This window comes from Arthrobacter sp. CP30 (assembly GCF_053470025.1).
In genome coordinates this window covers 72,408-86,691 of record NZ_JBQEMM010000005.1, presented here as the reverse complement: position 1 = coordinate 86,691, position 14,284 = coordinate 72,408, and the positions used below count along the sequence as shown (strand labels likewise).

14 protein-coding genes are annotated in these 14,284 nt (G+C 69.6%); 8 read left to right on the top strand and 6 right to left on the bottom strand.

The window, feature by feature from the left end:
- Window positions 1-21 precede the first annotated feature (21 nt).
- Window positions 22-1,038 carry a LacI family DNA-binding transcriptional regulator gene (locus tag ACTIMO_RS08710; RefSeq protein WP_422390327.1) on the bottom strand — a complete coding sequence of 339 codons (1,017 nt, stop codon included), beginning with the start codon at window positions 1,036-1,038 and terminating at the stop codon, window positions 22-24.
- A 481-nt stretch (window positions 1,039-1,519) separates the two neighbouring features.
- On the opposite strand from ACTIMO_RS08710, the gene ACTIMO_RS08705 reads away from it, so the two are divergent.
- The 5 genes from ACTIMO_RS08705 (at window position 1,520) to ACTIMO_RS08685 (ending at window position 4,466) form a co-directional block, all read left to right on the top strand.
- Window positions 1,520-1,852, top strand: a complete 333-nt coding sequence (locus ACTIMO_RS08705) for a hypothetical protein (protein WP_448182163.1) — start codon at window positions 1,520-1,522, stop codon at window positions 1,850-1,852.
- Window positions 1,853-1,871: 19 nt separating this feature from the next.
- The gene (ybaK, locus tag ACTIMO_RS08700; RefSeq protein ID WP_448182162.1) at window positions 1,872-2,366 is read left to right on the top strand and encodes a Cys-tRNA(Pro) deacylase; all 495 of its coding nucleotides are present in this window, start codon (window positions 1,872-1,874) and stop codon (window positions 2,364-2,366) included.
- Between the two features lie 98 nt (window positions 2,367-2,464).
- The gene (locus ACTIMO_RS08695; protein WP_448182161.1) at window positions 2,465-2,887 is read left to right on the top strand and encodes a GNAT family N-acetyltransferase; all 423 of its coding nucleotides are present in this window, start codon (window positions 2,465-2,467) and stop codon (window positions 2,885-2,887) included.
- Between the two features lie 59 nt (window positions 2,888-2,946).
- Window positions 2,947-3,492, top strand: a complete 546-nt coding sequence (locus ACTIMO_RS08690; protein ID WP_448182160.1) for a GNAT family N-acetyltransferase — start codon at window positions 2,947-2,949, stop codon at window positions 3,490-3,492.
- A 77-nt stretch (window positions 3,493-3,569) separates the two neighbouring features.
- Window positions 3,570-4,466 (top strand): DUF4394 domain-containing protein, encoded by an 897-nt coding sequence (locus ACTIMO_RS08685; protein ID WP_448182159.1) that lies wholly within the window; start codon window positions 3,570-3,572, stop codon window positions 4,464-4,466.
- Between the two features lie 148 nt (window positions 4,467-4,614).
- Here ACTIMO_RS08685 and ACTIMO_RS08680 read toward each other — a convergent pair whose 3' ends face one another.
- Window positions 4,615-5,061 carry a hypothetical protein gene (locus ACTIMO_RS08680; RefSeq protein ID WP_448182158.1) on the bottom strand — a complete coding sequence of 149 codons (447 nt, stop codon included), beginning with the start codon at window positions 5,059-5,061 and terminating at the stop codon, window positions 4,615-4,617.
- Between the two features lie 112 nt (window positions 5,062-5,173).
- Complete coding sequence (locus ACTIMO_RS08675; RefSeq protein WP_448182157.1) at window positions 5,174-6,022, bottom strand: PhzF family phenazine biosynthesis protein; 849 nt, start codon at window positions 6,020-6,022, stop codon at window positions 5,174-5,176.
- A 701-nt stretch (window positions 6,023-6,723) separates the two neighbouring features.
- Between ACTIMO_RS08675 and ACTIMO_RS08670 the strand changes: the two genes are divergently transcribed.
- Window positions 6,724-7,074 carry a histone-like nucleoid-structuring protein Lsr2 gene (locus ACTIMO_RS08670; protein ID WP_055768377.1) on the top strand — a complete coding sequence of 117 codons (351 nt, stop codon included), beginning with the start codon at window positions 6,724-6,726 and terminating at the stop codon, window positions 7,072-7,074.
- 243 nt (window positions 7,075-7,317) lie between these two features.
- Here the strand turns inward: ACTIMO_RS08670 and ACTIMO_RS08665 are convergent, their stop codons facing one another.
- The 3 genes from ACTIMO_RS08665 to ACTIMO_RS08655 form a co-directional block, all read right to left on the bottom strand.
- Entirely contained in the window at window positions 7,318-8,772 is a 1,455-nt protein-coding gene (locus ACTIMO_RS08665) for an APC family permease (protein WP_448182156.1), read from the bottom strand.
- Window positions 8,773-9,085: 313 nt separating this feature from the next.
- Window positions 9,086-9,919: a S1 family peptidase gene (locus ACTIMO_RS08660; protein ID WP_448182155.1), complete on the bottom strand. Its 834-nt coding sequence runs from the start codon at window positions 9,917-9,919 to the stop codon at window positions 9,086-9,088.
- Between the two features lie 386 nt (window positions 9,920-10,305).
- A complete protein-coding gene (locus ACTIMO_RS08655) occupies window positions 10,306-10,971 on the bottom strand; it encodes a hypothetical protein (RefSeq protein WP_448182154.1) in 666 nt (221 codons plus the stop codon).
- A 294-nt stretch (window positions 10,972-11,265) separates the two neighbouring features.
- On the opposite strand from ACTIMO_RS08655, the gene ACTIMO_RS08650 reads away from it, so the two are divergent.
- A complete protein-coding gene (locus tag ACTIMO_RS08650) occupies window positions 11,266-13,341 on the top strand; it encodes a beta-galactosidase (protein ID WP_448182153.1) in 2,076 nt (691 codons plus the stop codon).
- The gene (locus ACTIMO_RS08645) at window positions 13,319-14,257 is read left to right on the top strand and encodes a carbohydrate ABC transporter permease (protein WP_055768363.1); all 939 of its coding nucleotides are present in this window, start codon (window positions 13,319-13,321) and stop codon (window positions 14,255-14,257) included. The genes ACTIMO_RS08650 and ACTIMO_RS08645 overlap by 23 nt, the downstream gene beginning before the upstream one ends.
- Window positions 14,258-14,284 lie beyond the last annotated feature (27 nt).

The window sequence follows — 14,284 nt, the reverse complement described above, 5'->3', positions numbered from 1 at the left end:
GATGCTCCTGACCTGCGGCTACTAGGCGGAATCGCGCCAGACGACGGCGGTGTCCAGGACCTGCACCGCACTGGGCAGGCCCCGGATCTGCGCGAGGACGAGCTCGGCCGCGGTGCTGCCCAGCAGGTCAGCGGGCTGCCGGACCGTCGAGAGCTGCGGGCGGGTCCGCAGCGCCCAACTGCTGTCGTCGAACCCCACGATCCCGACGTCGTCGGGCACCTTCCGCCCCGACTCCTGCAGCGCCGTCATGGCCCCCGCGGCAACGGCATCGGACGCGGCGAACACGCCGTCGATCTCCGGGCACCGGCGCAGCAGTTCCTGCATCCCCTGAAGCCCCGCGGCGTAGGTGTAGAGCGGGTACTCCACCACGAGCGACGGATCGAAGCGCGAACCCATCGCCTCGCGGAAGCCGGCGAAGCGGTCCTGTCCGGAATCGCGGTCCATCGCACTGGCGATCATCCCGATGCGCCTGCGGCCCGTCGCCACGAGCCGCTCGGTGATGGACCGCGCGGCCGCGGAGTTGTCGATGGCGACGTAGGGGAGGTCCGGGGTCCCGGGTGGGTGGCCGACGAACGCAGCCGGTACCCCGATGTCGCGGACGGCGGACGCGATGGGATCCGAGGCGCGCGCGGACACGATGACGGCGCCGTCCACGAGCCCGCCCCGCAGGTAGTCGGCCACGCGGCGGCTGTCGCGGTCGGAGTCGATGATGAGTGAGACCAGCTGGTAGTCCGCCCTCGAGAGCACCTCGTTGGCCCCGAGCAGGATCGAGCCGATGTTGGGATCCTCGAACAAGAGCGAGTGGGGTTCGTGGATGATCAGCGCGATGGCGCGGGACTCCTGCGTGACGAGATTCCGGGCGGCCGAGTTGCGCACGTAGCCGACGCTCGCGATCGCCTCCTCGACGGCGATCCGCGCCTCGTCGGACACATAGCGCTCGCCGTTGACGACGCGGGAGACGGTCCCTCTGGAGAGCCCGGCCGCGGTCGCGACATCGTTGATGGTCGCCCGGCGGTTCCGGGTGCGGGGCGGGGGCATACGTGTACTTTAGCCGAGCCCCCGGGGCCGCCGGCGTGGAACAGGCGTAGGGTGGGGAGCAGTTGTCTAGAAGAAGGCGGCTGACCTCGGTTCTTCTCGTTGGTCGCCGATCCTCGGATCGCGTGCCGGTCAGTAGAGCACCATCCCCGATCGGGGGCGTGCACCATGAACGACCAGGAAGCCCTTCTTCCACAGCCACCCGCAGGCTGCCGTTCCAGCCGTCCTGCGGATCCGTCCGTTCGCCGTCCAGGCGTGAGCCGCACGGCCCTGCCGTGCCCGCCCGGCATCGTCGACCCAGTGCTCCGCACCCGGATCCGCACCCCCTCCTGACGCGGTGGACGCCCATCGTGGCACTCCTCCCGCACCTCCCGCTCCGGGCCCTGCACGTCACTCCCCCCTGCCTCGGCCCCTGCGAGCGATTCCACCCCCGCCGGCCCATCCCTTCCCGGCACCTGTACGCCATACTGCAAAGGACCACCCCATGACGCAGCACATCCCCACCTTCCTGCAGGACTGCACCGCCGTCACCGCCGACGGTTCCCTCGTCCCCGCCGATGAGCTCGAGGGACTGTACCTGTACTGGTGCTCGACCCGCACCGACACTCCCCTGACGACCGAGGACCTCATCACGGCCCTCGTCGCGCAGGAGGGCGTGGAACGCCTGCGGCACAACGGTGTGGACTGCGTCGAAGGACTCGTCCTCACGGGTGCTGTGATGGCAGAATTCATCCTCACCTGCCATTTCACGGGTGCGTGGGGCCAGCCCGATCTGTGGGACCTCACCGCGGCACGGGACGTCGCGACCGCCTCGTAGGACGTTCGAAGGAGACACCGTGGCCCGACGGACCGCCGGCCAGCGCAGCACCCCCGCGCTGGCCGCCCTCTCCGACGCCGGGATCGCCTTCACCGCTCATCCCTACCATCACGACGATGGCGTCTCGTCCTACGGCCTCGAAGCCGCCGAAGCGCTCGGCGTCGAGCCGTCCCGGGTCTTCAAGACCCTCATGGCCAGTGTGGACGGGGTGTTCGCCGTCGCCGTCGTCCCGGTCAGCGGCTCCCTGCACCTGAAGGCACTCGCAGCGGCCCTCGGTCGGCGCAGGGCCGTGATGGCGGACCCGGCCGACGCGCAGCGGCGCTCCGGCTACGTCCTCGGGGGGATCTCGCCGGTCGGGCAGCGGCTTCCCTCGCCCGTGGTGATCGATGTGACGGCGCTGCAGCACTCCACCGTCTTCGTCTCGGGAGGGCAGCGGGGGCTCGACGTCGAGCTCTCCCCCGCGGACCTCATCGCGGTGACCGGTGCGCTGACGGCCCCGATCGCCGATCCCTGAGGCAGGGCCTCCACACCCGAGCCGACTGATCCGGCGCCTGCCACGGCCGCCCGCGCCGAGCCCGCTGCCGGCCCGCCGTCGGCCGCTACGGTGGAGGCGTGACCACGATCAGCGAGAGCATCCCCCCGACCGCCGAAGCCCTCACGCTCTACGCCGCGGTCGGCTGGACAGCGTACACCCGTGATCCAGCCCGGCTCGAACGCAGCCTCGCAGGGTCGCACCTGGTGCTCACGGCCCGGGACGACGCCGGCACGCTGCTCGGTCTCGCCCGGACCGTCTCGGACGGCGAATCCATCTGCTATCTGCAGGACATCCTCGTCGCGCCCGCCGCGCGGCGGAGCGGGATCGGGAGGGCACTGCTGCAGGACGTCAGGGACCGCTACCGGCAGTGCATGTTCCTCGCGCTCACCACCGATGCCGAGGGTACCCCGGACGCCACCGGCTCACACCCCTTCTACGCCTCGATGGGTTTCCGCCGACACGCGGATCTCGGTCTCGCCGCCTTCGGTCTCCGGCCGTGAACCATCCGCCGTCGGAGCTACCGGCGTGGCCGGCCACAGCGCCGTCCGCCGGACAGGTGATGCTCCGACGTTTCGAGGACCGGGACGTACCGATGGTGCAGGAGCTCTCGACCGATCCCTCCGTACCCCTGATCGGGACCCTCCCGCCGTCGTGTGACCGCGCCGGTGCCCTGGCCTACATCGCACGCCAGCGGCAACGGCACGTCGAGGGTGCCGGGTTCTCCTTCGCCGTCGCAGAGGCAGGCAGCGGCCAGGCACTCGGCATGATCGGGCTGTGGCTGCGTGACCGCGCCCTCGGTCGCGCACAGGTGGGGTACGCCGTCATGCCCCGGGCCCGCGGCCGGGGCGTCGCCACCGACGCCCTGCGCGCCCTCGTCCCGTTCGCCTGGACCCTCCCGGAGCTGCACCGCCTGGAACTGCACGTCGAGCCGTGGAACATCGCCTCGGCGAGCGCCGCCACGTCGGCGGGATTCGCGGTCGAGGGGCTGCTGCGAGGCTACCTCGAGATCGGCGGCCGACGACGGGACCTCATGTCCTACGCCAGGATCCGCGACGTCCCGTCGGGCACGGAGGCGCCGCATCCCGCGTCCCTGGGCGGGGCGTGAACGCCGCTCCCCCGGAACGCGTATACCCCTCACGAGTCGCCGAACCCCGGGGACCGGCGCTTCCCGAGGAGAACACGATGAAGAAGAAGACCACACTGGGTGTCCTTGCACTCGCCACGATCGCTGCGGTGGGCCTGGTCCCGGCCGTCGCCAGCGCAACGGGCGGATCCTCCCAGGCCGGCAGTGCGTCCGCGCAGCACTCGAACGGCGGCGGGAACGGAGCCGGCAAGCTGCGTGTCGTGGGCCTGGCCGACGGCGGGACCGCACTGGTGCACTTCGAGACCGCGAAGCCCGGCAAGGTGCGCGGCGCGGTCGGCGTGACCGGTCTGACCGGAGGTGACACGCGCCTGATCGGCATCGACTACCGCGTGCAGGACGGCCACCTCTACGGCGTGGGCAACAACGCCGCCGGCGCCGGCGTGTACCGGATCGATGCGGGGACAGGCCTGGCGACCCTGGTCACCCGGCTCACCGTCGCCCTGAGCGGCTCGACGTTCGGCGTCGACTTCAACCCCGCCGCGAACGCGCTCAGGATCACCAGCGACAGCGGCCAGAACCTGCGCCAGCCCTTCGCCACCGCAGGTGCGCCGACCGTCGCGGACGGCGCGCTGAGCTATGCGGCGCCGGCGATCGCCACCGGGATCAACGGCGCCGCCTACACCAACAACGACCTCGATCCGAACACCGCGACCACGCTGTTCGACCTGGACACCGCCCTGAACCAGATCGCCGTGCAGTCTCCCGCCAATGCCGGATCGCTGGCCCCGACAGGGATGCTCGGTGTCGATGCCGGTGGCGATACCGGCTTCGACATCTACTCCACGCTCCGGAACGGCACCACCGTCGGAGTCACGGGCTTCGCCGCCGTGAACGGCTCCCTCTACGAGATCGCCCTGCTCAGCGGCACGGCGACCTCCCGCGGCACGATCGGAGCAGCGGTGACCGATATCGCCCTGCCCCTGGACCAGCGCTGACGCGCGGCCCCGTCCTGGACCGGCCGCGGCTGTCGCGTCCTCGTCCGGGGTGGGGCCGCCCGTCCTCCGAGCCCCGATTCCGGCAGCGGAGCGGGCCCCGGGCAGGACGGGCACCCCGGCCTGAGGCCCTCATCCTGCGCGCTTCCGCTCAGTGCGATGCTCTCCAGGCGAGGACCGATGCTCCTGCCGTCACTGCCGGTCCGGCCGGCACCATCCTCATCATCGTGTTGCGGATGGCGACACGGGTCCTGCCCTCAACGTCGGCTCCCACCCGCCCGGCACCCTGTGACCGGCGGACCATCTTCTGCGTACGCGGGCGGCGGGCTGCGTCGAACCTGCCTAGTGCGACCTCCAGGGACTCTCCCTCCCTGACGGGCCGGCCGACCAGGAGACCGATGCACGCGCCGTCCTCCAGGGAGGAATTCGCTCCCTGCCCCATCGTGCTGCCCCATCGCGCTGCCCCATCGCGCTGCCCCATCGTGGGGAGCATGGCATGCGCCGCGTCGCCGAAGAGCGCCCCTCGTCCATGGACGTAGGTCCCGAGGTGGGGTGCCAGGTCATGGACGTCATGGCGCATGACCTGATTGGCCGGCATCCGATCGATCAGAGGCCGGACAGGGTCGGCCCACCCCGTAAAATGCCGTGCGTCCTGTCTGCGTCCTGTCTGCGTCCTGTCTGCGTCCTGTCTGCGTCCTGTCTGCGTCCTGTCAGGGGATCGACGTCGCCACGAGGGGCACGGCGCCGCCCCGGACCGTCAGGCCCCCCGAGGGTGGAACGAGCACCGTGATCTGCGACGGGCGGCCCACGTCGGCGCCCTGATGGACCGTCAGCGTTGCCGGCGGCGCGACTTCGCCGAGGTGCCGCAGGTAGGCGCCCAGCGAGGCCGCCGCTGATCCCGTCGCGGGATCTTCGCGGACGCCTCCCGGGGGGAACGGATTGCGGGCGTCGAAGAGGAGCGTGTCCCGCCGATGCACGACGGCGACGGTCGCCTTCCAGCCCTGGGCTGCCATGAGCTTCCTCAGCCCGGTGAAGTCGTAGTCGAGCCCGCGCAGGACGCCCGCGCTCCGCACGGGGACGACCGGATGGAGGTTGCCCGCGTAGGCGAGCAGGACGGGCAGGCTCTGGTCGAGGTCCGTCCCACCAAGCCCCAGGCGGAGCAGCAACTCCGCGCGCACACCACCGTCGATTTCCTCGACGCGCGGCTCGACCGTCACGAGCGACGCCACGAGACGTCCGTCCGCCAGCTCCGTGACGAGGTCGATCGGCCCCACCGGCGTGTCCAGCAGGAGTCGCCCCATGCCCTCACGCTCCGCGAGGGCCACGCCCGTGGCGATCGTCGCATGGCCGCAGAAGGGTACTTCCGCCTCCGGGGCGAAATAGCGGAGCTGTGCTCGACCGGCGGATCGCCGCAGGACGAACGCGCTCTCCGCGTACCCGATGTCCGCGGCGATGGCCTGCATCTCCGCCGGATCGAGATGGTCGGCGTCGAGCACGATCCCGGCCGGGTTACCGCCGTCGGGCGTGTCCGTGAAGGCGGCGTAGCGGAGGATCTCCATGCGCACAGGCTAGCGGGCACACCGCGTGGTCCGCCGGGCCTGCGCGGGTCGCCCGCTGTCGTCGACGTCGATGACTCGATGAAGGGGCAGAGCGGAGGACTCCTCACCGGTGAGATGCAGAAGCACGTCATCCGATGTCAGCGGTGCGATGTCTTCCCCGACGGTGAAGGCCAGCGGTATGCAGTCCGAGCACCATCGATATCGTCGGTCACGAGCACCTAGCTCCCATCGGCGATGTCAGGTCAACCCCTTCGCCTGGCTATCCCTCCTCCGGAAGGACGCCACACCGTCGGATATCTTTCCCCGCAATGAGCAGGATCGATATCTGCGCTGTCGAGGAAGGTCTCCGCCGTGACCGCACCGATTCCGGCAGCCGAATGGAGAGACCACGTGCAGCCGATTACCACTTCTGTCAGACCTGGCATAAGAGCTCGAATTCCTCTGCGCCGGCGACGTCCACGGCCGGAGGGGGTGCACCTCCGCTGCAGCCCGCGCAGAACAGCGCCACTGCAAGGACGGACGACGTCGACAGAGCTGTGGCATGTGCCGCTCGGTTCTCCCGGAGCGCGCCGACGGAGGAAAAGCACAGCGGTGTCGTCTGCGGTGATGTGGATGATCAGAAGCAGGCTTAGTCATTTCCGGGATAGAGTCAGGAGAAGGGGAACACATTCACCGATAACGAGTAATTCAGGAGCAGAACAATGGCACAGCGCGTCCAAGTGGAATTGGTCGACGACCTCGATGGTGCGGAAGCACAGGAAACCGTGCGATTCGGCGTCGACGGCACCGACTACGAGATCGATCTCACGGCAGAGAATGCAGAAAAACTGCGCTCGGTCCTGTCCCTCTACGTCGACAAGGGGCGGAAGTCCACGGCGGGCCGGCGCGGGCAGAGTGGACAGGGTCGCCAGGCGACGACGACGTCGACCACCAAGTCCAAGCGCGAGGAGACGCAGCAGATCCGCCAGTGGGCCAAGGACAACGGGCACAACCCCAGTTCGAGGGGACGCATCACCCAGTCCATCATCGACGCGTACAACGAAGCTCAGTAGACGCCGGGTCGCAGCCGACCAGAGGTGAAGAGGACCGCGGCCGGACGGGATGATCTGACGGCGGAGTCCGACGGGCGAGGGCCGAACGGAGCGCACGAGGTCTCGCCGATCACCGAGACTGCCAGGCACTTCGGTCTCGTCCCCCCGCTACGTCCCGGTCGGCGCGTGTCCGTTCGCCGTCGTGCCCGCTCCTGTCGGGTCGCTGCTGCCGGGCGATGAGTCTGCTGGTCGGCGTCCGGACGCTCAGCCGTCCAGGCTGCTCAGGTCACCCGCGGTCGTGTTGGTGCGCCGATTGACGAGCCAGGTGACGAGCCACAGCACCACCCCGATCGCCATGAGGCCGCCCGCGATCTGGTACTGGACGACGTCGCGCCCCACCCAGGGACCGGCCAGGAAGGCGCAGAGGAGCGCGGCCACGATCGGCAGCGGTCCGGGCGAGGTGAAGAAGACCTTGCGATTGACATCGCGCTTCCGCCGCAGCACCACGCAGGCGATGTTCACGACGGTGAAGACGCACAGCAGGAGGAAGGCCGTGGTGCCGGAGAGGTTGGCGACGATGTTGCTGTCCGGGTCGCTGGTCACGTACAGGATCAGCCCGAGGGCCAGGACGGTCGAGAACGCGATCCCGGCCCAGGGTGTGCAGCGCACCGGGAGCACCTTGCCGAGCGGGCGGGGAAGCACGCCCTGACGAGCCATACCGTAGATCAGCCGGCTGGCCATGAGCATGTTGATGAGTGCGGTGTTCGCGACCGCGAAGACGGCGAGGAACGGGAAGATCCTGTCGATCGGGAAGTCCGGCGAACCGGCGCGGACCACCTCCAGCAACGCCGCGCCCTCGGCCTCACGGATCCCGGCGAGTTCGGTGGGGCTGAGCACCGTGACCACCGAGATGGCCACCAGCATGTAGAAGATGACGGCGATCCCCAGGCCGGTGAGCATGGTGCGCGGGAAGATGCGCTCCGGGTTCTGGGTCTCCTCCACCATGTTCACGGAGTCCTCGAACCCCACCATGGCGAAGAAGGCGATCGACGTCGCCGCGGTCACGGCGAGGAACAGTCCCTTGTCCTGCGCGTCGGTGAACACGAAGATCTCGCCGACGTTGCCCTTCCCCTGAGCCATCGCCAGGAAACCGACACCGATCACGATGCACAGCGCGGTCATTTCCACGAGCGTCAGCACCACGTTGAACTTGACGCTCTCGCCGACCCCGCGGAGGTTGATCACGGCCAGCAGCAGCATGAAGGCGAGGGCGACGATGGTGATGACGCCCTGCCCCGGCATCTCCAGCCACCCGTTCACCTCGAGGCCGCCGAAGAAGTTCTGGGCGAGTACATTGGCCGATGTCGCAGCGCTCGTGATCCCGGAGCAGACGACGGCGAACGCCACGAGGAACGTGACGAAGTGGATGCCAAACGCCTTGTGGGTGTAGAGCGCCGCCCCGGCCGCCTGGGGGTACTGCGTCACGAGTTCCAGGTAGGAGAAGGCGGTCATGGTCGCGACGATGAAGGCCAGCAGGAACGGGAGCCACACGATTCCGCCGACGGTGCCGGCCATGGTCCCGGTCACGGCGTAGACCCCCGCCCCGAGGATGTCGCCGACGATGAAGAGCAGGAGCAGCTTCGGTCCGAGGACCCGCTTCAGTTCCGGCTCGCCGGCCGTGGTCGGAGCGTCGGACACGTGCTCGGCAGAAGTACTCATGGTCGGCCTCCCCTAGGTTTTCCACCTCACTGTGGCCCTGTTCAGTCTGCTTAGCAAGCACTCGCCCGCAGAAATGCCGCTCGTGACGCGGGGCGGGGACCAGCAGCCGGCCTGGGCCGGTCCGGCGGTCCAGGCCCGCGGCATCGTTCACGGCTTTCCGGGGGCAGGGTGCGTGTCGCGCCGGGACACGCCGGTGATGAGGGACGATCGCGCGAAAAGACGTGCACGACGGCGCGGGAGCCCGGTGTGCAGGACGCGGCAGGAGCCGCCCCCACGAACGGGAACGGCTCCTGCCGCGTGGGCTCGGGCGGGGTCAGAGGGTCGCTTCGAGCCACTCCTGGACCACGGGAATCTCGACCCGCTGGTAGCCGCCGAGGTAGCGGCAGTTCGAGGTGTACCCGTAACTCGTGACCGCCGCGAGGTAGCCATCGAGGAAGACGGGGCCCCCGGAGTCACCGAAACAGGTCCCTCCTCCCCCGCGGTTGTCATTCGGGTTGCCCTGCAGCTGCAGGATCTGCGGCGTCAGCTTCTGTCCCGGAGAGGTGGTGCTGCGCCGGATCAGAGGGTAGGACATGGGCTGCGGCTTCTGCGGACCCGTCGCCGGCTTGCGCACCTCGGTCCCGTATCCCACGACCTCGAAGAGGGTCCTGTTGAGCACGGGCGACGCGAACCGGTCGAGGTACCGGAGCGGGGCGACGACGGCCGGCTCGATGCCGATAACGGGCTCATCGAGGACGATGACTCCGACGTCGTTCCAGTTGTCCGTATCCGTGAAGTCCGAGTACTCGGGGTGGGTCAGGGCCGTGCCGGAGAAGAACCCTGCCGCCGTGATCTCCTCGTCGGTGTATCCGGCGGAGGGGTCTGCGGCCACGGGCAACGGCAGTGGGGGCGTCTCGGCGACGACCGTGTCGAACGTGACCAGGGTGCTGCCGACGGCGGGTTCCGTGCAGTGCGCGGCCGTGAGGAGGACCGTCGGCTCGATCAGGGTGGCCGAGCAGCGGTACCGCGAACCGTCCTCGTCGTACGCGAGGATCAGTGCCACAGCGAGGTGCGCCTCGCCGTCGGGCTGACCCCCGGTGATGGCTGCGGCGGGCTGGATGCCGACTGCGGCGAGCGCCACCGCCGACGTGGCGAGGAGCGCGGACATTCGAAGGAGACGTCTCATCATTGCGACCTTTCCGAAGCGGGTGGTGCGAGAACCGTACAGCCGCTCCCGTAGCTGCGGCCACTGATTCCGAACGGCTTCTCGGATCGGTGCGACGAGCGTCCAACCGACGACGGATCGGCCTTGGTCCGGCCCGCCCTCGGTGGCGCTCCGGCGGCAGCGCAGGAAGGATGCGACGGCGGCAGCGCGAGAACGGTGCGACGGCGGCAGCGCAGGAACGGTGCGAAGAAACGGTGCGACGGCGGCAGCGCAGGAACGGTGCGAAGAAACGGTGCGACGGCGGCAGCGCAGGAACGGTGCGAAGGAACGGCGCGTCGGCGGCATCGCAGGTGCGCAGGATGGGTGCGCAGGATCGGTCCAGGGATGATCTAGCGGTCCTCCCCGCCGCGACGCCAGACCCGTACCTGGCCGATCGCCTGGAATCCCGCAGCCATGGCGCGGTCGAGATCGGTGCCGTGCTCGTCACCGACCACCGGCACGCCGGGATCCATCGCCTGCGCGACGGCAGGCAGGTCACCCCGGACGGCGTCGCGCCCCTCCGGGGTGGTGAAGACGTTCGACAGCCCGACGACGGACGCGCTCCTGAAGAGGATCGCCCCGCCCACCACGGTCGCCCCGTCGCGGGCGAAGAGGATCCGCACCGCGGTCTCGCTGAAGAGTCCCGGACGGAGCAGGCCGGGCAGTTCGGCGGCGTCCTCCCGGACCGCCGCGCCGGGACGGCCGTCGACCCGCGTCCATGCGAGCGCCGTGCCGGCGGCGTCGTCCGGTACCCGCCGGATCCACGACGCGGTGAAGAGCGGCACGAAGCCGGCAGCACGGAGGTCGAGCGAAGCCCAGCCGTCCTTCACGGCGCAGGCGGGGCGATCATCCAGACCTTCCACGAGTGCCGAGGACGTCAGCCCCGGACGGAGCGTCATGGCGTCGGGATAGAAGCGCGGGGGCGTCGTCCCGGTCCGCCAGATGCCGTTCCCCACAGTGACCGGGACGCCGTGGGCGCGACAGACGGCGGAGCACCAGTCCGCGTTGTTGCCCACGGCCGCTGCCACATCATTCGCAGGCCGACCCTGGCGTCGCGTCCGATGCTGTGCGAGAGCGGGCCGTCGCTGTGCTGATCTCGGGACCGCGGGGGGGCTGGTCCACGTCGATGCGGACCACCGCGCGAGCGACCAGCGCGCACCGCGCATTGACAGCGCATGTGACGAGCCTTACTCTGGGAACGTTCACAGATCCTCGAAGGAGAGTCCTGCCGCCCGCTTGTGGGAGCGTTCACAGAATGCACCGGCGCCTCCCCGACGACGGGATCGGCACCGCAGCATCGAGGAGCAGGCTTGGCACGCACAACCACCGTCGCAGGACTGTCCGGCACCGGGCAGCTCGTGTTCGGATGCGATTACAACCCCGAGCAGTGGGACCGGTCCGTCTGGGACGAGGACGTCCGCCTCATGAAGGAAGCCGGCGTCAACCTCGTCGCCGTCAACATCTTCGGGTGGGCAGAGATCGAACCCGAGCAGGGCACCTTCCGCTTCGACGACCTCGACGCCGTCATGGACCTCCTCGCCGCGAACGGGATCGGCGTGAATCTCGGCACCGGGACGTCATCGACCCCGGCCTGGCTGACCACGGCACACCCGGAGATCCTGCCGCGGACGGCCGACGGGACCGCCCGCTGGCCGGGCGGCCGGCAGGCCTTCTGCCCCAGCTCGCCCATCTACCGCGAGCGTGCCCTCGCCCTCGTCGAGCAGGTGTCCACCCGCTACGGCCACCACCCCGCCCTGCGCCTGTGGCACGTCTCCAACGAACTCGGCTGCCACAACTCGCTGTGCTACTGCGACGTCTCCGCGGACTCGTTCCGCGGGTGGCTCCGCACGCGCTACGGCACCCTGGACGCGCTCAACGCCGCCTGGGGCACCGCCTTCTGGAGCCAGCGCTACTCCGCGTGGGAGCAGATCCTCCCACCGAGGCTCACGCTGTCCGCGACCAACCCCACCCAGACGCTCGACTTCAACCGCTTCAGCTCGGACGAACTCCTCGCGCACTACCGCGCGGAGGAGGCCGTCCTCCGGCGCACCAGCGATGCGCCCGTCACCACCAACTTCATGGTCGCCGCGCACATCCGGAACCAGGACTACTGGTCCTGGGCGCCGCACATGGACGTCATCGCGAACGACCACTACGTGGACCACCGCCTCGAGGCCCCCCTCGCGGAGCTCGCCTTCACCGCGGACGCCACCCGGGGGCTCGCCCAGGGCCGTCCCTGGCTGCTGATGGAGCACTCCACCGGAGCCGTTAACTGGCAGCCCCGCAACATCGCCAAGGGACCCGGCGAGATGCTCCGCACCTCCCTCACACACCTCGCCCGCGGTGCCGATGGCCTGTGCTTCTTCCAGTGGCGCGCGTCGCTGCAGGGCAGCGAGAAGTTCCACTCGGCGATGGTCCCGCACGCCGGTACCGACTCGCAGACCTGGCGCGACGTCGTCGACCTGGGGTCCTCGCTCGGCAGGCTGGGTGAGCTCGCCGGCACCACGGTGCACGCCGACGTGGCCCTCGTCTTCAGCTGGGAGGCCTGGTGGGCGCACGACCAGGAATCGCACCCCTCCGGGGACGTCCGGTACATCGAGCAGGTCCACGCGGCCTACCGGGCGCTGTGGGACGCGGGACTGACCGTCGACGTCGTCGCTCCCGGAGCGGACCTCTCGGGCTACAAACTCGCGGTGGTCCCCCATCTCTACCTGATCCGCGACGAGGACGCCGACAGGATCAGCGCCTTCGTCCGCGCCGGCGGTTCGGCGTTCGTCACCTTCTTCAGCGGGGTCGTCGACGAGAACGAACGCGTGCGTCCGGGGGGCTACCCGGGCGCATTCCGGGACCTGCTCGGCATCCGGTCCGAGGAGTTCTTCCCGCTCCACCCGGCACACCCGCTGACGCTGGACAACGGGTCACCGGCGTCGCTCTGGTCCGAGTCGCTCCACCTCACGACGGCCGAGGCCGTCCTCCGCTACGCGACCGGCCACCACGCAGGCGCTCCGGCCGTGACCCGCAATCGCGCCGGGGCCGGCGAGGCCTGGTACGCCGCGACCGTGCTCGACGGCGGGGTCCTGAAGGACCTGCTGCTGCGGGCGGCCGTGGCCGCCGGCGTCCACCTCCCGGAGGCACAGTCCGGGCTGGAGTGCGTGACCCGGCGCGGCAACGGCCACGACTACGTCTTCCTCATCAACCATTCCACCGAGGACCGCAAGCACCGGGTCCGCGGGATGGAACTGCTGACCGCCGAGGCCGTGGCCGACGTCGTCGTGGTTCCCGCGGGCGCGGTCCGCGTCGTCCGCACCGACACCCCGGAATCAGCACTCCCCCACACCGACGGCTCGCCCCAGGGCCGAAAGGATGCAGGCCATGACCGTCATTAGCACCCCGGCCGACGCGCCCAAGGCGCCACCGGCCACGCGGAAGAACCGCTCGTCCGGAGCGCAGCGCCGTGCGGTGGCCTTGTTCATCGCCCCGTTCGCGCTGCTGTTCCTCGCCTTCTACGCCGTCCCGATCATCTACGCGATCGTGCAGTCACTGCTCACGGTCGAGCGCGACGGCACCTTCGGACCGCCGCGCCAGGTCTTCGGCGGCCTCGTGCAGTACGAGCAGGTCTTCCAGAACACGGCGTTCTGGGAATCCGTGGGCCGCGTCCTCCTGTTCGGCGTGGTGCAGGTGCCGATCATGCTGGGCCTCGCCCTGCTGTTCGCCCTGCTCCTCGATTCCCCGCTGCTGAAGGGCAAGAAGTTCTTCCGCCTCGCGTTCTTCGCCCCGTACGCGGTCCCGGGTGTCATCGCGGCGATCATGTGGGGCTTCCTCTACTCGCCGTCGCTCTCGCCCTTCGGCGCCGTGACCTCCAACGTCGACTTCCTGGGCGGGAACCTGGTGCTCTGGGCAATCGCGAACATCGTGACGTGGGTCTACGTCGGCTACAACATGCTGATCATCTACTCCTCGCTCCTCGCGATTCCCACCGAGATCTACGAGGCAGCACGGCTCGACGGCGCCAGCAACCTCCAGATCGCCTGGCGGATCAAGATCCCCCTCGTGATCCCCGCGATCATCCTCACCGCGGTGTTCTCGATCATCGGCACCCTGCAGCTGCTCGCGGAACCGCAGACCCTGCGCAGCTTCAGCTCGGCGATCAACAGCACGTTCACCCCGAACCTCGCGGTCTACACCACGGCGTCGGTGCCGAACTACAATCTCGCCGCGGCGTTCTCCGTGGTCCTCGCCCTCGCCACGTTCATCCTCTCCTTCGTCTTCCTGAAGTCCACCCAGCGGAAGGTCACCCAGTGACGGCAGCCCCAGCCACCACCCCCAGGA